General features: G+C 71.9%; 11 protein-coding genes. 5 read left to right on the forward strand and 6 right to left on the reverse strand.

The genetic code is table 11. The features are described 5' to 3' along the window. The first annotated feature begins 205 nt into the window (after nt 1–205). The 5 genes from ACMXN5_RS41605 to ACMXN5_RS41625 are packed head-to-tail and all read left to right on the forward strand — an operon-like array spanning nt 206 to nt 15,762. Nucleotides 206–3,448, forward strand: coding sequence for an AMP-binding protein (locus ACMXN5_RS41605; protein WP_439680064.1), 3,243 nt, complete (start codon nt 206–208; stop codon nt 3,446–3,448). Continuing rightward, nucleotides 3,448–6,615, forward strand: a complete 3,168-nt coding sequence (locus ACMXN5_RS41610; protein ID WP_439680065.1) for a non-ribosomal peptide synthetase — start codon at nt 3,448–3,450, stop codon at nt 6,613–6,615. Before ACMXN5_RS41605 ends, ACMXN5_RS41610 begins: the two co-directional genes overlap by 1 nt. Further along, on the forward strand, nt 6,612–9,935 hold the full coding sequence (locus ACMXN5_RS41615) for an amino acid adenylation domain-containing protein (protein ID WP_439680066.1): 3,324 nt from the start codon (nt 6,612–6,614) through the stop codon (nt 9,933–9,935). Before ACMXN5_RS41610 ends, ACMXN5_RS41615 begins: the two co-directional genes overlap by 4 nt. Continuing rightward, entirely contained in the window at nt 9,932–15,559 is a 5,628-nt protein-coding gene (locus tag ACMXN5_RS41620) for a non-ribosomal peptide synthetase/MFS transporter (protein ID WP_439680067.1), read from the forward strand. Before ACMXN5_RS41615 ends, ACMXN5_RS41620 begins: the two co-directional genes overlap by 4 nt. Next, nucleotides 15,556–15,762: an MbtH family protein gene (locus tag ACMXN5_RS41625; protein WP_439680068.1), complete on the forward strand. Its 207-nt coding sequence runs from the start codon at nt 15,556–15,558 to the stop codon at nt 15,760–15,762. The genes ACMXN5_RS41620 and ACMXN5_RS41625 overlap by 4 nt, the downstream gene beginning before the upstream one ends. A 48-nt stretch (nt 15,763–15,810) precedes the next feature. Here ACMXN5_RS41625 and ACMXN5_RS41630 read toward each other — a convergent pair whose 3' ends face one another. From ACMXN5_RS41630 to ACMXN5_RS41655, 6 genes are all read right to left on the reverse strand, one after another. Continuing rightward, nucleotides 15,811–15,960, reverse strand: coding sequence for a hypothetical protein (locus ACMXN5_RS41630; protein WP_439680069.1), 150 nt, complete (start codon nt 15,958–15,960; stop codon nt 15,811–15,813). Between the two features lie 168 nt (nt 15,961–16,128). Next, nucleotides 16,129–17,313 carry an MFS transporter gene (locus tag ACMXN5_RS41635; protein ID WP_439680070.1) on the reverse strand — a complete coding sequence of 395 codons (1,185 nt, stop codon included), beginning with the start codon at nt 17,311–17,313 and terminating at the stop codon, nt 16,129–16,131. A gap of 136 nt (nt 17,314–17,449) precedes the next feature. Then, a complete protein-coding gene (locus ACMXN5_RS41640; RefSeq protein ID WP_439680071.1) occupies nt 17,450–18,031 on the reverse strand; it encodes a TetR/AcrR family transcriptional regulator in 582 nt (193 codons plus the stop codon). A gap of 32 nt (nt 18,032–18,063) precedes the next feature. Further along, nucleotides 18,064–19,206 (reverse strand): tryptophan 7-halogenase, encoded by a 1,143-nt coding sequence (locus ACMXN5_RS41645; protein WP_439680072.1) that lies wholly within the window; start codon nt 19,204–19,206, stop codon nt 18,064–18,066. Further along, nucleotides 19,203–21,179 carry a LodA/GoxA family CTQ-dependent oxidase gene (locus ACMXN5_RS41650; RefSeq protein ID WP_439680073.1) on the reverse strand — a complete coding sequence of 659 codons (1,977 nt, stop codon included), beginning with the start codon at nt 21,177–21,179 and terminating at the stop codon, nt 19,203–19,205. Before ACMXN5_RS41650 ends, ACMXN5_RS41645 begins: the two co-directional genes overlap by 4 nt. A gap of 220 nt (nt 21,180–21,399) precedes the next feature. Further along, a complete protein-coding gene (locus ACMXN5_RS41655) occupies nt 21,400–21,720 on the reverse strand; it encodes a hypothetical protein (protein WP_439680074.1) in 321 nt (106 codons plus the stop codon). Nucleotides 21,721–21,924: the final 204 nt, after the last annotated feature.

Below are 21,924 nucleotides of genomic sequence, written 5' to 3' on the forward strand. Positions count from 1 at the left end.
CCCGTACGGCAATTCCGCCCCATTCGAGCGTGAGCCGACACTGCTCCGTCGGCGTACCGAACTTTGCACTCCTACCCCGGAGAAGAACCATGCGCAGAGCTCAACCACGTCCGTGCCCGGCGACGTCGAAGCGGGGCGCGCCGTGACCGCCCCCGACGTCCGGCCCGGGTTATCCGGTTCGGGGCGTCCCGAGGATCGATGCACCGTGCCGGGCCTGTTGGCAGCCCGCGCGGACCTCGACCCGCATCGCGTCGCGATCCTGGTCCCGGGCCACTCCGGGACCGGACTGACCTTCATCGACTGGTGGCGCCGATCCGTCGCCCTGGCCCGCGAGTTGCACGATCGGGGGGTACGCGCGGGGGATCGGGTCGCGCTGATCTTCGCCGGTCGCGAATGGGCCGACTACGCGGTCGCCTACTGCGCGGTCCAGCGGGCCGGCGCGGTCGCCGTACCGCTGCCCGAACGCCTGCCGACCGCCGCCGTGCAGGCCCTGCTCACGCACTGCGCGGCGGCCGGCGTCCTGCACGGCGTCGACATCGAGCCACCGAACACCGGTACTTGGACGGCGATTTCGACGACGCTCGAATCCGCCGCGCACGCTCGGCGCCGCTCGAATCCGGCCGCACTCCCGGCGCCGGACGCCGTCGATCCGCATGAACCCCCGGATCCCGCCGAGCCTCTCGAACCCGCCGAACCCCCGGCCCTCGCCGAGCCGCATCCCGACGACCTCGCGCAGATCCTCTACACCTCCGGCACCACCGGCACCCCCAAGGGTGTCGGCGCCACCCACGCCAACCTCACCCACGGTTTCGAACCGGCGCCCCGACGACGGCAGTTGGCGCACTCGAAGCACTTCCTGCACGCGTTTCCGATCGGTACCAACGCCGGGCAGACGATGTTGCTCAACGCGCTGACCGCCGCGCCGACCGCGCTGTGCGCCCCGGCGTTCGACGCCGAGGAGTTCTGCGCGCTGATCGCCGCCCACCGGGTCGGCACCGTGTTCACCGTGCCCGCGATGGCGACCGACCTGGTCGACTCGCGGGCCTGGACCCGGCACGACCTCGACTCGGTGCAACTCTTCGGCTCGACCGCCGCCGCACTGCCGCCGGCCACCGCACTGGCCCTGACCGAGATCTTCCCCGACGCCGTGATCGTCAACTCCTACACCTCGACCGAGGCGGCCCCGGCCCAGACCACCATGGTCTTCGACCCCGACCGGCCGACCTCGGTCGGGCGCGGCACCGGGCTGGACGACCTGCGCATCGTCGGCCCGGACGGCGAACCCGTACCGACCGGCGAGGCCGGCGAGATCTGGCTGCACTCGCCCACCACCTCGCGCACCTACTACCGCGACCCGGGTGCGGACGCCCGGGTGTTCACCGACGGCTGGATCCGGATGGGCGACATCGGCCGACTCGACGCCGACGGCTACCTGTACCTGATCGACCGGGAAAGCGACCTGATCAAGTCCGGCGCGAACAAGGTCGCCACGCTCGCCGTGGAAGCCGCGCTGTACGAACACCCGGCCGTCGCCGACGCCGCCGTGTTCGGCGTGCCACACGCCGTGATGGGCACCATGGTTGCCGCCGCGCTGGTCCTGCGGGACGAGGTCTCCGCCGACGACCTGCGGGCGTTCCTGCGCGAACGCCTGGCCCGGCACGAGATCCCGACCCGATTCCTGCGCCTGGACACCCTGCCCCGGAACCCGGCGGGCAAGGTGGTCAAGGCGGAACTTCGGGCCCGGATGGCCGAGGACGACGCCGCGCGGCCGAGTGCGCCCCGGACCGCGACGGAGACCGCCGTGGGCGGCCTGTGGGCGGAAGTGCTGGGCACGCCCGGCGCCGGTCCCGACGACAACTTCTTCGCCCTGGGCGGGGACTCGTTCAAGGCGACCCGGCTGGCCGCCGCCGCGACCCGCCTGTTCGCGCTCGACGTGCCCGTCTCGCTCGCCTTCGACCGACCCGAACTGGCCGCCCAGGCCGCCTGGATCGACACCGCCCGTGCGCGACCCGAACCCGCCCGGACGGAATCGGAAGGCGTAAGTACGGCGGCGGAACCGGCGTGCACGTGGCCCGGGGCCGCGAGCCGCGAGTCGGCCGAGGAGCCGGTCGTCCGCATGCCGCTCAGCTCGCAGCAGGAGAACTTCTTCGTCTGGATGTACGCCACCGACCAGCCGCGCGACGTCGGCCCCGTCAGTGTGGGGATCCGGATCACCGACACCCTCGACCCCGACACCCTGGAGGCCGCCCTGGGCGAGGTGGTGCGCCGGCACGAGGCGCTGCGCACCGTCTTCCACTACGCCGACGGCACCGCCGACGCCGTCGTACTCGCCGAACTACCACCCGAGATGCGGCGGATCCGGGCCGAAGGCGCCACGCACGCCGACCGCGAACGGTTCGCCCGCGAGCACGCCGGCACCGAACGCGAACACCACTGGGACCTCGCACACGGACCCCTCGTGCGCGCCCTGCTGATCGAACTCGACCCCGAGGACCACGTGCTGATCCTCGCGGTGCACCACATGGTGTTCGACGGCTGGTCGATGGGCGTCCTGCTGCGGGAGGTCGCCCTGATCTACTCGGCGTTGCACACCGATCGGCCCGCTCCGCTCCCGCCGCCCACGCCCACCTGCTCGGAACACCTGGGCTGGGCCCGCGCGCAATGGCCGCGCACCCGCCCGTTCTGGGAGGCGACCCTGGCCGGGGCGCCCGCCGCCCTCGACCCCTTCCCCGGGCGCGCGGCCACCGGTCTGCTGCACAGCGCTTCGGTGCGTTTCGGCCTTGCCGCCGACCTGGTCGAGCGGTTGCGCACAGCCGCCCGCGAGCGGGGCGCGACGCCGTTCATGGTGGCCACCGCGTGCTGGACGGGCGTCCTGGCGCGGGCGTCCGGCATCCGGGACATCGTGGTGATGTCACCGGTACCCGGCCGGATCCGACCCGGCAGCGAGAACCTGATCGGCTGCCTCGTGCAATCCCTGCTGATCCGGGTCGACCTGGGCGGCGACCCGTCGTACGACGACCTGCTCCACCGGGTCCGCACCGCCGCGCTCGCCGCGACCGAGCACCAGTGCTACCCGTTCGCCGAGTTCTACCCGCGCTTTCCGGACGCGGCCTGGGTGCGCTACGAGAGTTGGAGCAACCAGGCGCACTTCCTCGGCCTGCTCTCCGAACCCTTCGAATTGCCCAGGCAGTTGGACGCCGAATGGCCCACGCCGGACGGCCGCCCTGACCTGGGCGTGCCCGAACTGGCCCTGACTGAACAGCCCGACGGCACCATCGCCGGCTGGCTGCTGTACAACGACCGCGCGTTCGCCCCGTCCGTCGTCGAGGACCTGGCCCAGGCCTTCGTCGAGGCCTGCGAGTTCGCGCTCGACCACCCCCAGGCGCCGGTGTTCGGGGACACCGCCGCACTGGTTCACGCACCCACCGCCTCCCAGGAGGGCCGCTGATGCGCACCACCCGACCGGTATCCCTGCCGCCGGAATCCCCGTGCCGAGCCCCGGTGTCCCCGGCGCAACACGGCATCCGGTTCACCGAACTCGCGGTACCCACGGGCACCGCGCACCACATGCCGCTGAGCATCCGGTTCACCGGCGACCTCGACCGGGCCGCGCTGGCGCACGCCTGTGACGCGGTCGTGGTGCGCCACCCGGTCTTGGGCAGCGCGCTGCGCGAACTCGACGGGGAACCGTGGCTGGTCCCCGCCGACACCGTTGCGCACCTGGTGATCGAGGACCTGACCGAGACGCCCGAGGCGCAACGCAGCGATTCGGCGGCCGAGTTGCTGCGCCGCGAGACGCTGCGCCCGTTCGACCCGGAGACCGGGCCGCTGGTGCGCTTCACCCTGGTCGACGCGGGCCCCGGACACCGCACCCTGCTCGTGGTCGCCCACCACCTGGCCTTCGACGGCGGCTCCAAGGACATCCTCGTCCGCGATCTGGCCGCGCACTACGCCGCGTTCGGCACCGGTGTCAAACCCGATCTGCCGGACCTGGAGGAGTCGGAGGACGCGGAGCGTATCGCCCGCGAGGCGGCCGAGGCCGAGCGCCGGGTCGGCCTGGCCGAGATCCGCTTCGCCGGCGAGGAGCGTGAACCACCCGTCGTCACCCTGCCCGGACGCCGCCGCAGTACGATCGACAGCGGTATCGGCGGGTCCGTCCCGATCCCCGTCGACGACGAACTGCGCGTGGCCGTCGCCGCCACCGCCGAACTCCTCGGCGTCAGTACCTTCGCGCTGCTCCTGGGCGCGCTGCACACCCAGCTCTGGCGCTACGGCAACGAACAGGCCACGGTCGCCATCGACCTGGGCACCCGCACCCCGCACAGCCGCGACCGGGTGGGTCCCTACGTCAACGAACTCCCCGTCCGCACCACGCCGTCCGCCGACCTCACCTTCCGCGCCTTCGTCCAGGCGCTGCGGGCCGACCTGCGCAACCTGTACCCGGTCCGCGACGTGCCGCTCGGCCGGGTCGTCACCGGCCTGACCCCGCGCCTGGCATTGGCGCCGGTGTCGATGAGCTATCGCCGCCGTACCTCGGTGCCCGACTTCGCGGGCCTGCCCGTGTCGATCGACTGGACCGTGTTCAACCACGCCGCGCGCGGCGACCTGCACATGCAGTGCCTGGACGACCCGGATCGACTCGCACTGCACCTGCACTACGCCACCGACGCGCTCGACGAGGACGCCGCGACGGCGATGGCGGGCCACTACCGGACCCTGCTGCGGGCGATCGTCGCCGACCCGGACACCCGGCTGTCCCGCCTCGCCCTGCAGAGCGCCGACGAGCGCGAACGTATGGTGCGGGACTGGAACGACACCGGGAAGGAGGTCGAACCGGCCACCCTGCCCGAACAGTTCGCTCACCAGGCCGCCCGTACCCCCGAGTCGATCGCGGTGGAGTGCGGTGCGACCCGGCTCACCTATGCCCGACTCGACGCGGCCGTCGACGCGGTGGCCCGGCGATTGCGGGGCACCGGGATCGGCCGAGGCGACCTGGTCGCGGTCTGCGTGCGGCGCACGGCCGCGCTGCCCACCGCGCTGCTCGGGGTGCTGCGGGCGGGTGCCGCGTATCTGCCGCTGGACCCGGAATACCCGTCGGCCCGACTGGCAATGGTGCTCGAAGACTGCGCCGCCGATGCCCTGTTGACCGAACGCGACCTGCTCGGCCGGTTTGCCGGTCATGCTGACGAAGCGCTGCTGATCGACGGGATCCTCACCGGGACGGCGGTGATCGACCCGGCCGGCCCCGACCCGGTGGCCGCACCCCCACCGACGCCCGGTGAACTCGCCTACGTGCTGGCCACATCCGGCTCCACCGGCCGCCCGAAGGGCGTGGAGATCGAACACCGCGCGCTCAGCAACCTGCTCGCCTCGATGCGGGAGGTCCTGGCCTGCGCCGCCAACTCGGTGTGGTTGGGCCTGACCTCGGCATCCTTCGACATCTCGGCGGTCGAGCTGTACGTGCCGCTGATCACGGGCGGGCGACTCGTGCTCGCCGAGGACGGGGAGACCCGGGACGGCCGGGCGCTGCTCCGGTTGATCCGGGGTCGACGGGTTACCCATGTCCAGGCCACCCCGTCCGGCTGGCGCATGCTGCTCGACGCGGGCTTCGAGGAGCCGGCGGTGTTCGCCGTCACCGGCGGCGAACCGCTGCCGGTGCCGCTCGCAGACGAGTTGCGCCGCCGGGCCCGCCGCCTGGTGAACGCGTACGGGCCGACCGAGACCACGGTGTGGTCCAGCACCGCCGAGATCGGCCCGGACGACGACGAGGTGACGATCGGCCGCCCGATCGCCAACACCCGGATGTACGTCCTGGACCGACACCTGACCCCCACCCCGGTCGGCGTCGCGGGCGACCTGTACATCGGCGGCGACGGGCTGGCCCGGGGCTACCGCCGGTTGCCGGGCGTCACCGCCGACCGCTTCGGGCCCGACCCGTACGGCCCGCCCGGCGCCCGCCTCTACCGCACCGGTGACCTGGCCCGGTATCGCGACGACGGCCGGATCGAGTTCCTGGGCCGGGACGACCACCAGGTCAAGATCCTCGGCCATCGGGTCGAACTCGGCGAGATCGAGGGCGCGTTGCTCGACCACGAGGGCATCGCGGCGGCGGCCGTGACGGTGCGTGGGGACGGTGCCGACGGGCCGCTCCTGGTCGCCTACCTGGTCCCGCGCGGCGCCGCCATGCCGAGCGCGGCCGAACTGCGCGTGCATCTGGCCGCGACGCTGCCCCGGGCCCTGGTACCCGGCGTCTATGTGCCGCTGGAGCGCCTGCCGCTGACCCCCAACGGCAAGCTGGACCGGGCCGCGCTGCCCGCGCCGCCGCGCCTGCGGGCGGTCGAACCGGACCCGGTCGACGCGGCTGACACCTCCGCCGATACCGGGCCCGCCGCCGAGATCACCGCGATCTGGCGCGAAGTGCTCGGCCTGGACGACATCCGTCCCGACGAGGACCTGTTCGACCTGGGCGGTCACTCGCTGACCGTCACCCGGATCGGCGCGCGGATCCGCAAACGCCTCGGCGTCGACGTACCGCTGCACGTGTTCTTCGAAACCCCGACCATCTCCGGACTCACCAGCGCGGTTTCCGCGATGCGAAGCGAGCGGCGGCCATGAACAACCCGACCCGAAGCCACGACCCGCACCCGTTGACGCTGCCGGACCGGACCGCCGACCCGTCCGCGTCCCGCCCAACGCGGCGCATCCCGCTGTCCGCAGGCCAGGAACGGCTGTGGCTGCTCGACCGGATCAACCCCGGCGACGCGGCGTTCAACATGTTCCAGGTCCACCGTCTGCGCGGCCCGCTCGACGTCGCCGCCCTCGACCGCGCCCTGTGCGAACTGGTCGACCGGCACGACAGCCTGCGCGCGACCTTCCCCGACGAGGACGGTGTACCGATCCAGGTGATCGGCGCGCCCGGGACGTTCGTCCTGGAGCGTGTGCGGGTCGACGGCGCCCCGGCCGAGCGCGAACAACGCGCCCGCGATCTGGTCGCCGAACGCACGAACCGTGCGTTCGACCTGGCCCGGGGCCCGCTGTTCGCGGCGAGCCTGCTGCACCTGGACTCCGCCGGCCGGGATCACGTGTTGTGCCTGGCCCTGCACCACATCGTCGCCGACGGCTGGTCGATGAACGTGATCGACGAGGAACTGGCGGCTCTCTACGCGGCGTTCACCGAGGGGCGCCCCTCGCCGCTGACCCCGCTGCCGCTGACCTACGGCGACTACGTACGGCGCCAACACGAACTCCTCGACGAGCCCGGCTTCGAGGAACGACTGACCTACTGGACCCGGCAACTCGCCGGTGCGCCGACCCTGGACCTGCCGGTCGATCGGCCCCGGGGCAGCGGCACCGACACCGAGTCCGGGCACGGCGGTACGGTCACCCACCACCTTCCGGCATCGCTGCGCATCGGAATCGAACAACTCGCCCGGCGCGAACGGGTCACCCTCTACATGACCCTGCTCGCCGGATACCAGACCCTGCTCGCCCGCTACTGCGACCAGGAGGACGTCTGCGTCGGCTCGCCGCTGGCGGGTCGGGACGAGGAGGACTACGAGCCGCTGGTCGGATATTTCCTGAACACCCTGGTCCTGCGCGGAAGTACGGCCGGTGACCCGTCCTTCCGCGACTTCCTGAGCCGCACCCGCACGGTGGCTCTCCAGGCGTACGAGCATCAGGACGTACCGTTCGAGCGGCTGCTCGGCGCGCTGGACGTGGACCGCGACCCGGACAGCCCACCGGTGTTCCAGACCATGCTGACCCTGCGCCCACCGGCCGGAGCCGGATTGCGTCTGGCCGGGGTCGCCGCCGAGGGGTTCGAATCGGGCTTCCGGCAGGCCAAGTTCGATCTGGCGCTGGAGGTCTGGCCGGAAGGCGACGAGCTGGTCACCGAGTTCGTGTACAACACCGACCGCTTCGCTCCCGAGAGCATCACCCGACTGGCCCGCTGCTTCGAGACCCTGCTCGCGGGCGCGGTCGCGCATCCGGACACCCCGCTGTCCCGGCTGCCGCTGTTGTCGGCGGCGGAGCGGGTGCGGGTGCTGGCGGGTGCGATGGGGCCGACCGGCGGCGAATGCCCCGACCCGGTCGTGGCCTTCGAGGTACAGGCGCTGCGCACCCCGCATGCGGTCGCCGTCGAGTCGGGCGACACCCGGGTCGACTACGCCGACCTCGACGCCCGCGCGAACCGGCTGGCCGGGGTGTTGCGCCGGGCCGGCACCGGACCGGACACGGTGGTCGCGGTCTGCGCCGAACGCTCGATCGAGACGGTTGTCGCGCTGCTGGCCGTACTGAAGGCGGGTGGCGCGTATCTGCCGATCGACCCGACGTTGCCGACCGAGCGGATCGGGTGGATGCTGTCCGACGGCGGAGCGGAACGCGTCTTGTGCCGGGCGCGGTTCGCCGATCGGTTCGCAGGCGGCGAGTTGCCGGTGTCGCTGCTGGACGAGGTCGACGCGGATCCGCCTGGGGATACCGGAGCGGAGCCGCCCGCCCGGATCGCAGGTCCCGACCATCTCGCCTACATCATCTACACGTCCGGCTCCACCGGCCGACCCAAGGGCACCCCGATCACCCGGGAGGCGCTGGCGGGTCGGGTGGCATGGATGCGCGAGCGGTATCGGAGCGGTCCGGGCGACCGGGTGTTGCAGTTCGCCTCGTTCGGCTTCGATACGCACGTCGAGGAGCTGTATCCGAGCCTGCTCGGCGGCGCCACGCTCGTGCTCGCCCCCGCCGACGGGTTGTTGCCGGACTTCTTCGGCACCGCGGCCGGGCGCACGCTGACCGTGCTCGACCTGCCGACGTCCTACTGGCACGAACTCGTGGCCCTGACACCGGGCTTGGCCTGGCCAAAGACCCTGCGGCTGCTGATCCTGGGCGGCGATCAGGCCGACGCCGCCTCGATGCGGCGCTGGTCCGAGGTGTTCGGCGAGCGGATCGAGGTGGTCAACACGTACGGTCCGACCGAGGCCACGGTCATCGCCACCGCGGCGGACCTGGCCGGAGGTGCGGCCGGGGCCTGGGACGGTTCCAGGCCGCCGATCGGCCGCCCGCTCGCGGACACCCGCGTGCATGTGCTGGATCGGCACCTGGAACCGGTGCCGATCGGGGTCGCCGGCGAACTGTGCATCGGCGGAACCGGGTTGGCGCGCGGCTATCTCGGCCGACCAGCCCTGACCGCACGCCACTTCGTGCCCGACCCGTACGGGCGGCCCGGGGCCCGGCTCTACCGCACCGGCGACCGCGCCCGGCTGCGACCCGACGGGGCCTTGGAGTTCCTGGGCCGCGACGACCACCAGGTCAAGCTGCGCGGCTACCGGATCGAACTCGGCGAGATCGAGGCGGCCCTGGTGGCGCGGCCGGACATCGGGCAGGCGGTGGTGGTGGTCCGGGAAGAGCGGGGCGATCGACGGCTGGTCGCCTACGTGGTACCGGAGGCGGCCGGGTCGATGCCCGTGCCGGACGCGGCGCGGCTGCGGGCCGCGCTGGGCCGCACGCTGCCGGCCCATCTGGTGCCCGCGGCGTTCGTGACGCTGGACCGGTTGCCGCTCACCCCGAACGGCAAGCTGGACCGGGCCGCGCTGCCCGCGCCCGAGCGACACGCCATACCCGAAGCCTCGTTCGTGGCTCCGCGCGGCAGCGCCGAGGAGCTGGTCGCGGAGACCTTCGGTGAGGTGCTCGGAGTGTCCCGGGTCGGCGCGCTGGACGACTTCTTCGCACTGGGCGGCCATTCGTTGCTGGCCACCCGGGCGGTGGCCCGACTCGGCGCCGCGATCGAACTCGCGGTGCCGATCCGGACCCTGTTCGCCGATCCCACCGTGGCCGGTCTGGCCGCGGCGATCGAGGAACTGCTGATGGTCGAACTGGACGAGCTGTCCGAGGCGGACGCCGAACGACTGGTGCTGGACGCAACCGAGACGGGGGACCCGCGATGACGCTCACTTCACCCCCGACCCGGGCGGGCGGCCTGTCCGCCGCGAAGCGGGCCCTGCTGGAACAGCGGTTGCGCCGGTCGACGGCGGTGGCGCCGCCGTCGATTCCCCGGCTGCCGGACGAGGCCGAGATTCCGCTGTCCTCGGCGCAGATCCCGCTGTGGTTCATGGAGAACCTGACACCGGGCACCGCCGCCTACACCATCCCCTTCGCGCTGCGGCTGCGCGGGCCGCTGGACGAGGCTGCGGTGGAGCGGGCGTTGACCGGGCTGCTTGCCCGGCACGACAGCCTGCGCACCACGTTCGGGACCAGCGCCGACGGTCACCCGACCGCGACCGTGCACCCGCCGGCGCCGGTCCCCGTGACTCGGCGCAGCGCGCCCCTCGACCTGGATCTCGGGGGGCGCGAGCGGTGGGCCGCGGCGCTCGTGGGCGAGGAGTTCGCCCGACCGTTCGACCTGGAGGTGCCCCCGCTGTTCCGGGCCGCGCTGGTGCGGCTGGACCGCGACGACACGATCCTGGTCGTGGTGCTGCACCATCTGGTCGGCGACGGCTGGTCGGTGCACCTGATGGTGAACGAACTCATGACGGACTACAACGCGTTCGTCGCCGGGCTCGAATCGCCGCTGTCGGCACCGGCGGTGCGGTACGGCGACTACGCGGCCTGGCAGCAGCGGCGGCTCGGCGGCGCCGAGGGCGAGCGTGCCGCCGCCTATTGGCGCGAACGATTGGCGGGCGTGGGTACGCTCGCCCTGCCCACCGACCGGCCCCGCCCGCCGCAGCAGACGTTCTCCGGGGACGGGCACTCGTTCGTACTCGACCCGGAGCTGTGCGACGCGGTCACCGCGCTGGGGCGGGCCCACGGTGCCACGCAGTACATGACGCTGCTGGCGGCATGGCAGGCGGTGTTGTCCCGGCACGCCGGGCAAACCGACTTCGCGGTCGGCTCGCCGATCGCGGGGCGTCCGCATCCGGATCTGGAGCCGATGATCGGCATGTTCGTCAACATGCTGGCCATGCGGGCACCACTGGCGGGTGATCCGACCTTCGCCGAACTCCTGGGCCGGGTACGGGAGAGCAGCCTGGATGCCTACGCCCACCAGGATCTGCCGTTCGATCAGGTGGTGCGCGGGCAGAACGTGGCGCGCGACGTCTCCCGGACGCCGCTGTTCCAGGTCACCTTCGCGCTCCAGAACTACGGGCGTGGCGAGCACGGCTTCACCGGTCTCGCACACGACTGGTTCACCGCCGATTCCCGGGTGACCCGCTTCGATCTGAGCCTGTTCGTGTTCGAGGTCGGCACCGGGATGCATGGGCTGATGACCTACAACACCGACCTGTTCGACGCGGCCACGGTCGAACGGCTGGCCGGGCATCTGGCCACGCTGTTGCGGTCGGTGGTCGCCGATCCGCACGTCCCGCTGTCCCGGATCGACCTGCTTGGCGCGGCCGAGCGGGCGCGGTTGCTCACCGAGTGGAACGACACGGCTCGTCCGCTGTCCGAACACACCACGCTGGCTCGGGCGATAGAGGCGCAGGTGGCCCGGGATCCGCGTGCGCCGGCGGTGACCCACCAGGGCGACACGCTCGACTACGGCGAACTCGACGCGCGCGCGAATCGGCTGGCCCGGCGGTTGCGGGCGGCCGGTGCGGGGCCGGAGACGCCGGTCGCGCTGTGCCTGGAGCAGTCCCTGGACCTGGCGGTGGCGGTGCTCGCCGTGCTCAAGGCGGGCGCGGCCTATCTGCCGCTGGACCCGGAACAGCCGGTGGAGCGGCTGACGTTCATGCTCACCGACTCGGCGGTGCGAGTGGTGGTGACCGACACCGCGCTGCGGGAACGCACGGTGGGCCACACCGGAGCGGTGGTCTTGGTCGACCGTGAACGGGCCGTGATCGAGGCGGAGAGCGCGGATCCGGTGCCGGGTACGGCGCGGCCGGGGAATCTGGCCTACGTGATCTACACGTCCGGTTCGACCGGGCGTCCCAAGGGGGTCGCGGTCCAGCACCGGGAGGCGCTGGCCTATCTGGAGGGGGTGCGCGAGCGGTTCGAGGTGGTGCCCGGGTCGGTGTACGGGCTGGCCCAGTCGTTGTCCTTCGACTTCGCGATCACCGCGCTGTACCTGGCCTGGACCACCGGCGGCGAACTGCACCTGATGCCCAAGCGGTTGTCCGGCGCCGAGTTCGCCGACTATCTGGCCCGGCATCCGGTCGACTACCTCAAGATGACGCCCTCGCACCTGGCCGGGCTCGCCGCCGAGGTCGGCACCGAACCGCTGTTGCCCCGGCGGTTGTTGATCCTGGGCGGCGAGGGCTCGTCGTGGGAGTGGACCCGGGACCTGGCCGCGCTGGGCGGTTGTGCGGTGGTCAACCACTACGGGCCCACGGAGACCACGGTGGGGGTGACCACCTACCGGGTCCGGCCCGACGACACGGTGACCTCGACCGTGACGCCGATCGGCCGGCCGCTGCCGAACGCGCGGGTGTACCTGTTGGACGCGCATCTGGAGCCGGTGCCGATCGGGGTCACCGGGGAGATCCACATCGGCGGCGAGCGGCTGGCCCGGGGCTATCTGGGCCAACCCGGAGCCACCGCCGACCGGTTCGTCCCCGACCCGTTCGGGCCGCCGGGCGGGCGGCTGTACCGCACCGGCGATCTGGGCCGGTATCTGCCCGACGGCGACATCGAGTTCTTGGGGCGCGGCGACCAGCAGATCAAGATTCGCGGCTACCGGGTCGAACCCGCCGAGATCGAGGAGGCGTTGCGGGCACAGGAGGGCATTGCGCAGGCCGTGGTGGACCCGCGCGGTCCGGCCGGCGCGCAGCGGCTGATCGCGTATCTGGTGCCACCGGAGGAGGACGGGGACGCGTCGGCCCTGTCGGGTGAGTGCCCCGCCGGAGCGGACCTGCGGCGCGCGTTGTTGTTGCGACTGCCCGAGTACATGGTGCCGTCTCGCTTCGTGTGGCTGGACCGGCTGCCGCTGAAGGCGCACGGCAAGGTGGATCGGGCGCTGCTGCCCGAACCCGACACGGCCGAGGGCGCGGGTGGGGGTGAGCGCGTGCCGCCCGCGAGCGAACTCGAGGAAACACTCGTCGAGATCTGGACCGGTGTCCTCGAACTCGCGTCGGTGGGCGTGACGGACGACTTCTTCGAACTCGGTGGCCACTCGCTGCTCGCCATGCAGGTGTTGGCCCGGCTGCGCAAGGTGTTGCCGCCCGGCGGTCGGCAGGTGTCGCTGCTCGAACTGTTCAAGCACCGGACCATCCGCGAACTGGCGCAACTGCTCGAACGCCCGGTCGGTGCGGACGAACCACGGTCGCTGCTGCACGAGTTGACCCGGCCGATTCCGGTCGGGCAGCGGGTGTTGTCGCTGGTGTGCGTGCCGTACGGCGGCGGCAGTGCGGTGGTCTACCAGCCGTTGGCGGACGCGCTGCCGGCGGGGCACGCGCTGTACTCGGTGGCGATTCCCGGCCACGACCTGTCCATGCCGGAGGCGCCCAGACCGATCGAGGAGGTCGCGCGGGAGTGTGCGGACGAGATCCTGGCCGGAGTCGAGGGGCCGTTGGCGCTGTACGGGCACTGCGGAGTGGGCAGCGCGCTCACCGCGCAGATCGCGTATCTCCTGGAACAGGCCGGGCGCCGCTTGGAGGCGGTGTACCTGGGCGCGATCTTCCCGTTCGCCCGGCCCGAGGGCGGTGTGCTCGGCGCGTTGACCCGATTCGCCGGTCTGGAGCGGCTGCGCGGGGACCGGGTGCATCTGAACTGGCTGACCTCGATGGGCGCCGACCTCGGCGACCTGGACGAGGAGCAGGTGGGCTTCATCATCCGCAACATGCGCAAGGACGGGCTGACTTCGGAGGCGTACTTCACCAAGCGCATGGCCCAGGACCTGCCGCCGCTGGCCGCGCCGGTGATTTCGGTGATCGGCGAGCGTGACCCGAGTACCGAGTTCTATCAGGAGCGCTACCGCGAATGGCACTTCATGGCCTCGGCCACGGCGTTGGTGGTGATCGACGAGGCGGGGCACTACTTCCTGCGGTACCGGGCCGAGGAGTTGGCCGAGATCGTCACGGCGACGCATGAGGCGGTGGCGCGGGAGCGTACCGAGCCGCTGACCCGGGCGGCGCGCGGCGAGGACGCGAGCTGGTGGCTGCACGGGGTCTCCGGGGCCGAAGCGGGCTCGGTGGCCGAGTCGGTGCCGGGTTCGGGGTCGGGCTCGGCGGCGGAGGTGAAGACCGCGGGTCGGTCGGCGGTGCGGCCGAGCATGGGCCGCTTCATGGCGGTGGCGCTCGGGCAGCTCGCCTCCATCACCGGGTCGGCGCTGACCGAGTTCGCCATCCCGATCTGGATCTACCTGCGCACCGATTCGCTCACCCAGTTCGCGCTGTTCTCGGTGTTGGCCCTGGTGCCGGGCATCGTGGTGGCGCCGCTCGCGGGCGCGGTGGTGGACCGCAACAGCCGCCGGTCGGTGATGTTGGCCGCGGACTGCGTGGCGGGTCTGGTGCAGGTGACGATGGCGTTGCTTTTGTGGGCGGGCCATTTGGGAGTGGGCGCGGTGTACGGCCTGCTCGTGGTTTTGTCGCTGACCGCGACGTTCCAACGACTGGCCTACAACTCGGCGGTGCCGCAACTGGTGCCCAAGCGCTACCTGGGACACGCCAACGGGATCGTGCAAATGAGTACCGGGCTGGCCCAGTTGGTGGTGCCGCTGATCGCGGTGGCGCTGCTCGCGGGCATCGGGCTCGGCGGGATCCTGCTGATCGACATCGGCACCTTCGTGATCGCGGTGACGGTGGTGGCGTTCGTGCCGTTCCCCGACACGATGGCGCAGACCCGACGCGAGAGCATGGTCAAGGAGATCGCCAACGGGGTGCGCTACTCGATGGGGCACGCGGGATTTCGCACGATGTTGCTCTACTTCGCGCTGCTGAACGTCTTCCTGGCGCCGATGCTGGTGCTGATGACGCCACTGGTGTTGTCGTTCGGCTCGGTACACACCGCCGGCGCGGTCGGCATGGCGGCCGGGGCGGGTGCGCTGCTCGGCGGGCTGGCCATGGGCGTGTGGGGCGGGCCGCGGCATCGGCGGATGCACGGGATCCTGGTCGCCACGATGCTCATCGCGGTGTTCGCGTTCCTGGCAGGGCTGCGGCCCTCGCCGGTGCTGGTCGGGGTCTCCTTCTTCGGGGTGTTCTTCGGCCTGTCGCTGCTCAACGGCATCTACGCGACGATCATCCAGGTCAAGGTGCCGCAGCGGTTCCACGGCCGAGTGATCGCGCTGAACACGATGGTGGCGTGGTCGACCCTTCCGCTGGGCTTCGGGGTGATCGCGCCGCTGTCCGTGCATCTGCTCGAACCGCTGTTGCGTCCGGACGGCGCGCTCGCCTCCAGCGTCGGCCGGGTGATCGGCGTGGGGGAGGGGCGCGGCACCGGGTTCCTGTACCTGATCTGCGCGTCCGCGATGATCCTGCTGGCCCTCGCCTCGTTCCGACACCGGGTGATCTCGCGCTTCGACGACGAGGTCCCCGACGCCATGCCGGACGACCTGATCGGCATCGAGGAACGCCGCAAGCGCACCAAGACCCCATCCACCGGGCCCAACCCGGCCCACCTCGAATCGGAGAAGGCATGACCACCGACGACGAACCCACGCGTGTGTGCCGTGTAGTGATCAACGACGAGGACCAGTACTCGGTCTGGGCCACCGACCGCGACATCCCGGCCGGCTGGCGCCCCGAAGGCTTCACCGGCCCCCGCGAGGACTGCCTGGCCCACATCGACAAGGTCTGGACCGACATGCGCCCCCGCAGCGTACGCGAGTCCCCGAACGCCTGACCCGACCGCCGGTGGTGGGCCCGACTCGGGCCCACCACAGAGGGTCGGTCAGCGAACCATGTTCAGAAGGCGATCCGTGTCGATGGTCAGGTCGACCGGCGCGGGGAGGTGGACGCGCTTGCCGAAGGACCGTGCGATGACGACGGTGTATCGACCGTCTTCCGGCTCGCCGGCTGCACGTTCGGTCACCGTCGACATCGGTGGCCTCCGTTCCTGTGGCTCGCGTCGCGTCATGCGCCCATGATTAACCGCCGACGGCCCGTGAGGCCATCAACCGGGCCGGTGTGCTGTCGTCGGGTTGAACCTACGCAGAGATCTCGGAGTCGGGGCAGGAACCCGGGCGGCTCCCCCGAACGAGTGAGCGGGTCAGGGGGCTTGGGCCGGCTCGGGAATTTGGGAGCGGTGGTGGGCGTAGGTGCTGGTGGCTATGCCCGCGGTGGTGATGATCGCGGCCAGGAGGTAGATGGCGCGTAGGCCCGGGCCGTCGGCGGTGCGGCCGCCGAGCCAGGCGCCGAGGGCGGCGGCCAGTTGGTAGGCGGAGGCGTTGACGGCCATGGCCAGGGTGGGGGCGGAGGAGGCGGTGGTCAGGACGCGGGTCTGCATGCCGGGGATGACCGCGAAGCCGAGGGCGCCGATGGCGAAGACCAGGATCGCGGTGGGCACGCGGCTGCCGGCGGTCGCCCACATGAGGACCAGGGTCGCGGCGAGCGCGGTCAACAGGCCGATCTGGGTGCGCATCGGGGCGCGGTCGGCGAGCCGCCCGCCGACGATGTTGCCGACCGCCGCGCCCACGCCGTACGTCAGCAGCAGGATCGGTACGGATCCCTCCGCGAAGTGCGCGACATCGGTGAGCAGCGGCGCGAAGTAGGTGAAGACGGCGAGCAGTCCGGCGTTGGCGACGGCGGTGACGGCGATCGCCCACCGCACGTCCGGGCTGCGGAACACCCGCAGTTCGGCGACCGCCGAGCCCGCCGACACGGCGCCGCGTACGTCCGGAACCAGCCGCCACACCAGAGCCAGCCCCAGCGCACAGCACGCCGCGATGGCGACGAACGTGGACCGCCAGCCGAACGTGTTGCCGATCAGCGTGCCCAGCGGCGCGCCCAGGATCATCGACAGGTTCATCCCGAAGACCAGCGTGGACACCGTGGACGCCTGCTTGCCGGGCGCCGCCGTGGACGCGGCGATCACGATCGCGTTGGCGAAGAAGGTGGCCGTGACCAGCGAGGTGACGATGCGCGCCGCGAACAGGACGGGATAGTTCGGGGCGAGCGCCGAGGCCAGGTTCCCGACCACCACGATCGTGAGCAGCACGGTGATCAGCGGCTTGCGCTGCGCCCGGGCGGTGAGCGCGGTCAGCACCGGACCGCCGACGATCATGCCGACGGCGTACGCGGTCACCAGCAGCCCGGCCGCGGAGATCGACACGTCCATGTCGTCGGCGACATCGGGCAGGATGCCGGCGATCACGAACTCGCCGGTGGTGACGCCGAACACGCACAACATCAGGGCCAGTACGGCGGGTGGGACGTCGGGTCGTATCGAGCGCATATTTGGTTTCCCCGTGGTGAATGTGTGTGGGTTTTGATGGGTTATGCGAGTGTTATTTTTTACTGAGCAGTACAGAAAATGGGCATGCCGAGGCCGAGCCGTGGTTGTACGGACTCGGGATCGATTCCCGCCCTGCCTACAGGGCCGCCACGGCCCCCTCCACGACATCGAGGAGTGCGGCGCGGTCGTCGGTGACCTTGGCGAGTGTGCGCAGGCCGTAATACGTGCTTTGGAAGGTCCGGGCCACCTGGAGTACGGGCCGGTCGCCGGTCAGCTCGCCCGTGGCCCGGCCGATCGTGATCAGGTGGCAGAGCGCCTGCTCCAGGTCGACGAACTGTCGGTGCACCAGGTCCGCGACCATCTCGCTGCGCCCGCTCGGCTCGGTCGCGGCGTTGAGCGCCAGGCAGCCGCGCCGGCCGGGGTCGGCCAGGTCGAGCTCGATCATCCCCAGCAGCAGGTCCCGCAGTCGCTCCCGGACCGAGCCGCCCGGCTCGGCCAGCATCGCCACCTGCGCCTCGGCCAGGGTGCGGCCGTAGCGGCGCACCGACTCCTCGTACAGCCGGTGTTTGCTGCCGAACGCGTTGTACAGGCTGCCCCGGCCGAGTCCCGTGCGGGCGCACAGGTCCTGCGTGGTGGTCGCCTCGTAGCCCTTCTCCCAGAACACCGCCATCGCGGCGTCGATGACGGCCTGGTCGTCGAACTCGCGTGGCCTGCTCATGAGAGGACGCTAACCAGTTCTGTACACATCAGTCAACAACGGCCGGCGACCCGGCCCGCGGATTGGCGTCGGCGCCAGAAGGGACGGTCGGCCCAGCGTTGTTCGACGGCGTAGGCGTCGCTGTGGTTGCGGTGGTAGGCGTCGAGCAGGGCGGTGATGCGATCCCGGTATACGTCGAGGGCGTTCGGGTCGCCCGCCAGGCTCGCGTGGAGTGCCTCGGCGGCGGTCAGGCCGGTGTACAGGGCGGTGAGGATGCCCTGGGAGGAGAGTGGGTCGAAGGCTACGGCGGCGTCGCCGACCGCGATCCAGCCGTCGCCGACGACGCGGTCCAGGTGCGCGCTGTGGGCGGGGGCGCGGCGTGGGGCCAGGTCGCGGGGGAAGGGCACGGCGGCCACTCGGGCGGCGGTGTGGGTGGTCTCGGCGAGGTGGGCGCGGAAGGCGACGTCCCTGCCGGCCCCGTGAGTTGGTGCGTCGGCGTCGGTGAAGTAGGCGAGGAGGAGTCGGCTGCCGGGGACGAGGGCGGTGTACCACCAGCCGTCGGGGGCCGCTTCGACCAGGGTGCTTGTGTCGGTGTACGACGCGGGGACGTTCGGCAGCGTCACGTGCAGCGCGACCAGCGCGTCCCGGGTTCGGCGGCGGGCGCCGCCGATGCCGGTCGCGATGGTCGCGCGACGACCCGTCGCGTCCACGAGTCGGTCGCAGAGCGCGACTTCGTGCCGATCGCCGCGGTGCAGCGGTACCGACCACGTGCCGTCGGGTCGCCGCGTCGGCGCGCCGACCCGGGTGTGCTCGGCGACCTCCGCGCCCGCCGTCCGGGCGCCCTCGCGCAGCCGTGCGTCGAACAGGGCGCGGTCCAGGTGCCGGCCGGATCCGTACGGGTCGGCGATGCCCGACACCGTGACCGGGTGCGCCGAACCCCACGCGGACCGCGTGGCGTGGCAGGGCAGGTGACCCGGCCCCGGTACATGCTTCGCCACGCCCAGGTCGGCCAACAACCGCCCCGCGGCCGCCGGCAGCGCCTCGCCGATGGCCGGCGGCCCGGAACCCGCGTCGGCGAGCAGGACCGAACGACCGGCCCGGGCCAGGGTGATCGCGGCCGAGGCGCCGGCCGGACCGCCGCCCGCCACGATCACGTCGTGGCGCCGACGGCCGGGCGGCGCCCCGGCCCCGGTCACAGGGCGTCCAGGTAGGGGTCGATGTTGTCGACGTAGCCCACCGTCACCTCCGCCGGGTCGTGCCCGGTCACCTCGACCACGGCCGCGGTCGCCGTCTCGACCTCCATCCGCGCCGGGACGTGCACGTTGACCAGGTTGTGCGTGTCGGCGGCCTGATCGAACGGCGGCTCGGGCGTCGATTCGACCTGCATCACCTTCGGGAAACGCCCGTCGTCGACGGTGTAGGGGCGGGTCTCGACGATGCCCAGCTTGTACCAGCCGTCCACCATCTGCCGGCGCTGCTCCTGCGGGGTGGTCCCGGTCAGGCCGCGCAACCACACCACGCGGTGCGCGAAGGCGGCCTCGCGGTCAACCGAGCCGTCGCCGTCCGGGCGGTTGACTTTTTCGTAGTCGCTCTGCTTCAGCACATGGTTCGGCACGCGCGCCGGCCAGAACGTGGGCACGTACGGGTCGTAGCGCGGCCCGAGCCCGGCCTGCGACTCGTACCCGGCCCGACACCCGGCGGTGTCCGTCTGCCACGGCACCGCCATCCAACGGCTCAGGTCGCCCGGGCCCTGCGCGTGCAACGGCCCGTCGGCGGCCAGCGCCTTGTCCGGGGTCAGTGTGTCGCCGTAGTCGGGATCCGGCGCACCCTCGGCACGCGGCAGGATCCGGAACGGCTCGGCGAACATCGACGCGTGCCGGATCGGCCAGGTCACCTCGATCCCCGGATGGAACGCGTCGGCCACACAGAAGTCCAGTGCGGCCCGATCCAACAACCCGGGCTGCGCGGCCGGCGACGCGTCCTCCACCCTCGCGGGGTAGCCCGGGAACGGCGCCGGATCGAACTCGCCCCGCGACCACGCGAGCAGCAGCCGGTCCTGGGTCGGGGACAACGTCATGTACTGCCGCACCGTGCGCGGCACACTCGCCATGCCGTCCCCGTACAACCACGGCCACGGCATCGGCGACTTGTCGTCGCGGCCGTAGTCGCGCAGCGCCGTGTACACCTGTCGGCGCAACTCACGATACGTGGCCGCCGGGCTCCCGAGCCGGGCCAGGTTGTCCGGATCGAGGAAGTGCTCCGGGCCGGCCCACCCGAACTGCGCGGCGAACCCCGCGTTGACCCACTGGAGTTCGCAGAACCGGCGCAGGATCGGCTCGATGTGCTCGCCGAAGGAAACCCGGTCCGGGAACGGCAGTTGCCCCGTCGAGACGAACACGTCGAAGAGCAGGTCGTACAGCGTCCGCAGGGTGCGTACCTCGGGTGCGAAGTTCGGCGGCGCGACCACCACCCACGCCGGATCCACCGGGATCGGCATGCCGTCGACGGTGACCATCGCGGTGACCGGCCCGTCGGAGATGTCGTCGTACCAACCGTCGTTGTTGGTGACCGAGTCCAGTGGTGTGTGTTCGGGGGAGCCGGACGTGCCGTGCCCACCGAGCACCACCAACCGGCCCGCCTCGTCCGCGTGCATCTCGCCAAGCGGCACGTCGACCCGGCCCAGGAACCGGCCGCCGGTGAACGGCACGGTCGCGCCGCTCGCCGCGTCGAGGGTCTTGCGGCCGGGGTCGATCACCAGCGAACCCCGGTCGGCCACCCGGGGGTTGCGCCGCACCGACGGCTTGGCCGCCGGGTCGCGGGAGTCGGGGATGTCCAGCGGCAGATGGAACTCGTACCAGCCGGCCTTGCGGTTGGCCACGTGCACGCCCCAGGTGATCCTGGTGCCCGGGTCGGCGGTGGTCACCTCGCGCACCACCCGGCCGTCGGCGGTGTAGCCGTAAAGGCGGAACCGAGCCGCCTGCCGCTTGATCGCGCCGTCGGGATCCTTGAACGAACCCGCCGGGGACACCGGTGGGTTCGGCGTCTCGGGACCGAGGAACCAGCCGTCGGGGCGCGTGCTGTTGCCCACACGCGCGATGCCGATGGCCGGGTGGATCCGTAGCCGGACGATCGCATCGCCCGTCCTGCCGCTGCCGTTGCGGTCGCTCACAACACTCCCGTCGCCGTCGTGCGTCCTCGCCGCCGGGACGAACACGCCCACGGGGGTCGGCCGCTCGCCACGACGCGATACTTGTCCCAGTCGCGCGCGCCCCTACACGCTGGCCAACCGCACACACGCGGCGCAAGGCCCAGTCGGGTGACAAACGGGGGAATCGCCGCGCCCCCGCCCGGGTGCGGACGGGGGCACCGGCGGCCCGGCGCGGCGCGCGTCAGTCGGCCGACAGGCGCGTCACCTCGGTGACTTCCACCAGCCGGCGCAGTCTGGCCTCGACCCGGGCGGCATCGCGCGGATGCACGCTCACCTCGACCGTGGCGGCGCCGAGGTCCGTCGAGGTGTAGGTCAGTCGGTGGACGCCGTGGTTGTTGAGGACGGAGGCGACCCGGGCCAGCGAGCCTTGGTGATGACGCATGCGGGCCACCAGGTGGGCGATCTCCGGTTCGGCGGTTCGGGATTGGTCCGGTGGGCCGAGCCGTTGGGCGGGTGGGGCGTACCGAGCGACATCGAGGACCTGGGTGCCGTCGTCGACCATGGGTCGCTGTGCTCCTGTCGTGGGTGGGGGAGGATGCGCGGTTTCGATGCGAACCGTCGGAGAAAACAGAAAGACCCCTCGCGAAGCGCGAGAGGTCTGCGTGCGGACGGTGGGCCGCAGGGAATGGTTCGTCCTGGTCAGCCCGGTGTCGGCACGCCGTCGGTAATAATCGCCCGACGCCGCATGACATCGAAGTTCGCACAC

Source organism: Embleya australiensis, from assembly GCF_051903075.1.
GTDB lineage: Bacteria > Actinomycetota > Actinomycetes > Streptomycetales > Streptomycetaceae > Embleya.

Bases quoted from the DNA above. Each gene is read 5' to 3' on its own strand.
- ACMXN5_RS41610 (WP_439680065.1), top strand. From the start codon at position 3,448: ATGCGCACCACCCGACCGGTATCCCTGCCGCCGGAATCCCCGTGCCGA.
- ACMXN5_RS41615 (WP_439680066.1), top strand. From the start codon at position 6,612: ATGAACAACCCGACCCGAAGCCACGACCCGCACCCGTTGACGCTGCCG.
- ACMXN5_RS41620 (WP_439680067.1), top strand. From the start codon at position 9,932: ATGACGCTCACTTCACCCCCGACCCGGGCGGGCGGCCTGTCCGCCGCG.
- ACMXN5_RS41625 (WP_439680068.1), top strand. From the start codon at position 15,556: ATGACCACCGACGACGAACCCACGCGTGTGTGCCGTGTAGTGATCAAC.
- ACMXN5_RS41630 (WP_439680069.1), bottom strand. From the start codon at position 15,960: ATGTCGACGGTGACCGAACGTGCAGCCGGCGAGCCGGAAGACGGTCGA.
- ACMXN5_RS41635 (WP_439680070.1), bottom strand. From the start codon at position 17,313: ATGCGCTCGATACGACCCGACGTCCCACCCGCCGTACTGGCCCTGATG.
- ACMXN5_RS41640 (WP_439680071.1), bottom strand. From the start codon at position 18,031: ATGAGCAGGCCACGCGAGTTCGACGACCAGGCCGTCATCGACGCCGCG.
- ACMXN5_RS41655 (WP_439680074.1), bottom strand. From the start codon at position 21,720: ATGGTCGACGACGGCACCCAGGTCCTCGATGTCGCTCGGTACGCCCCA.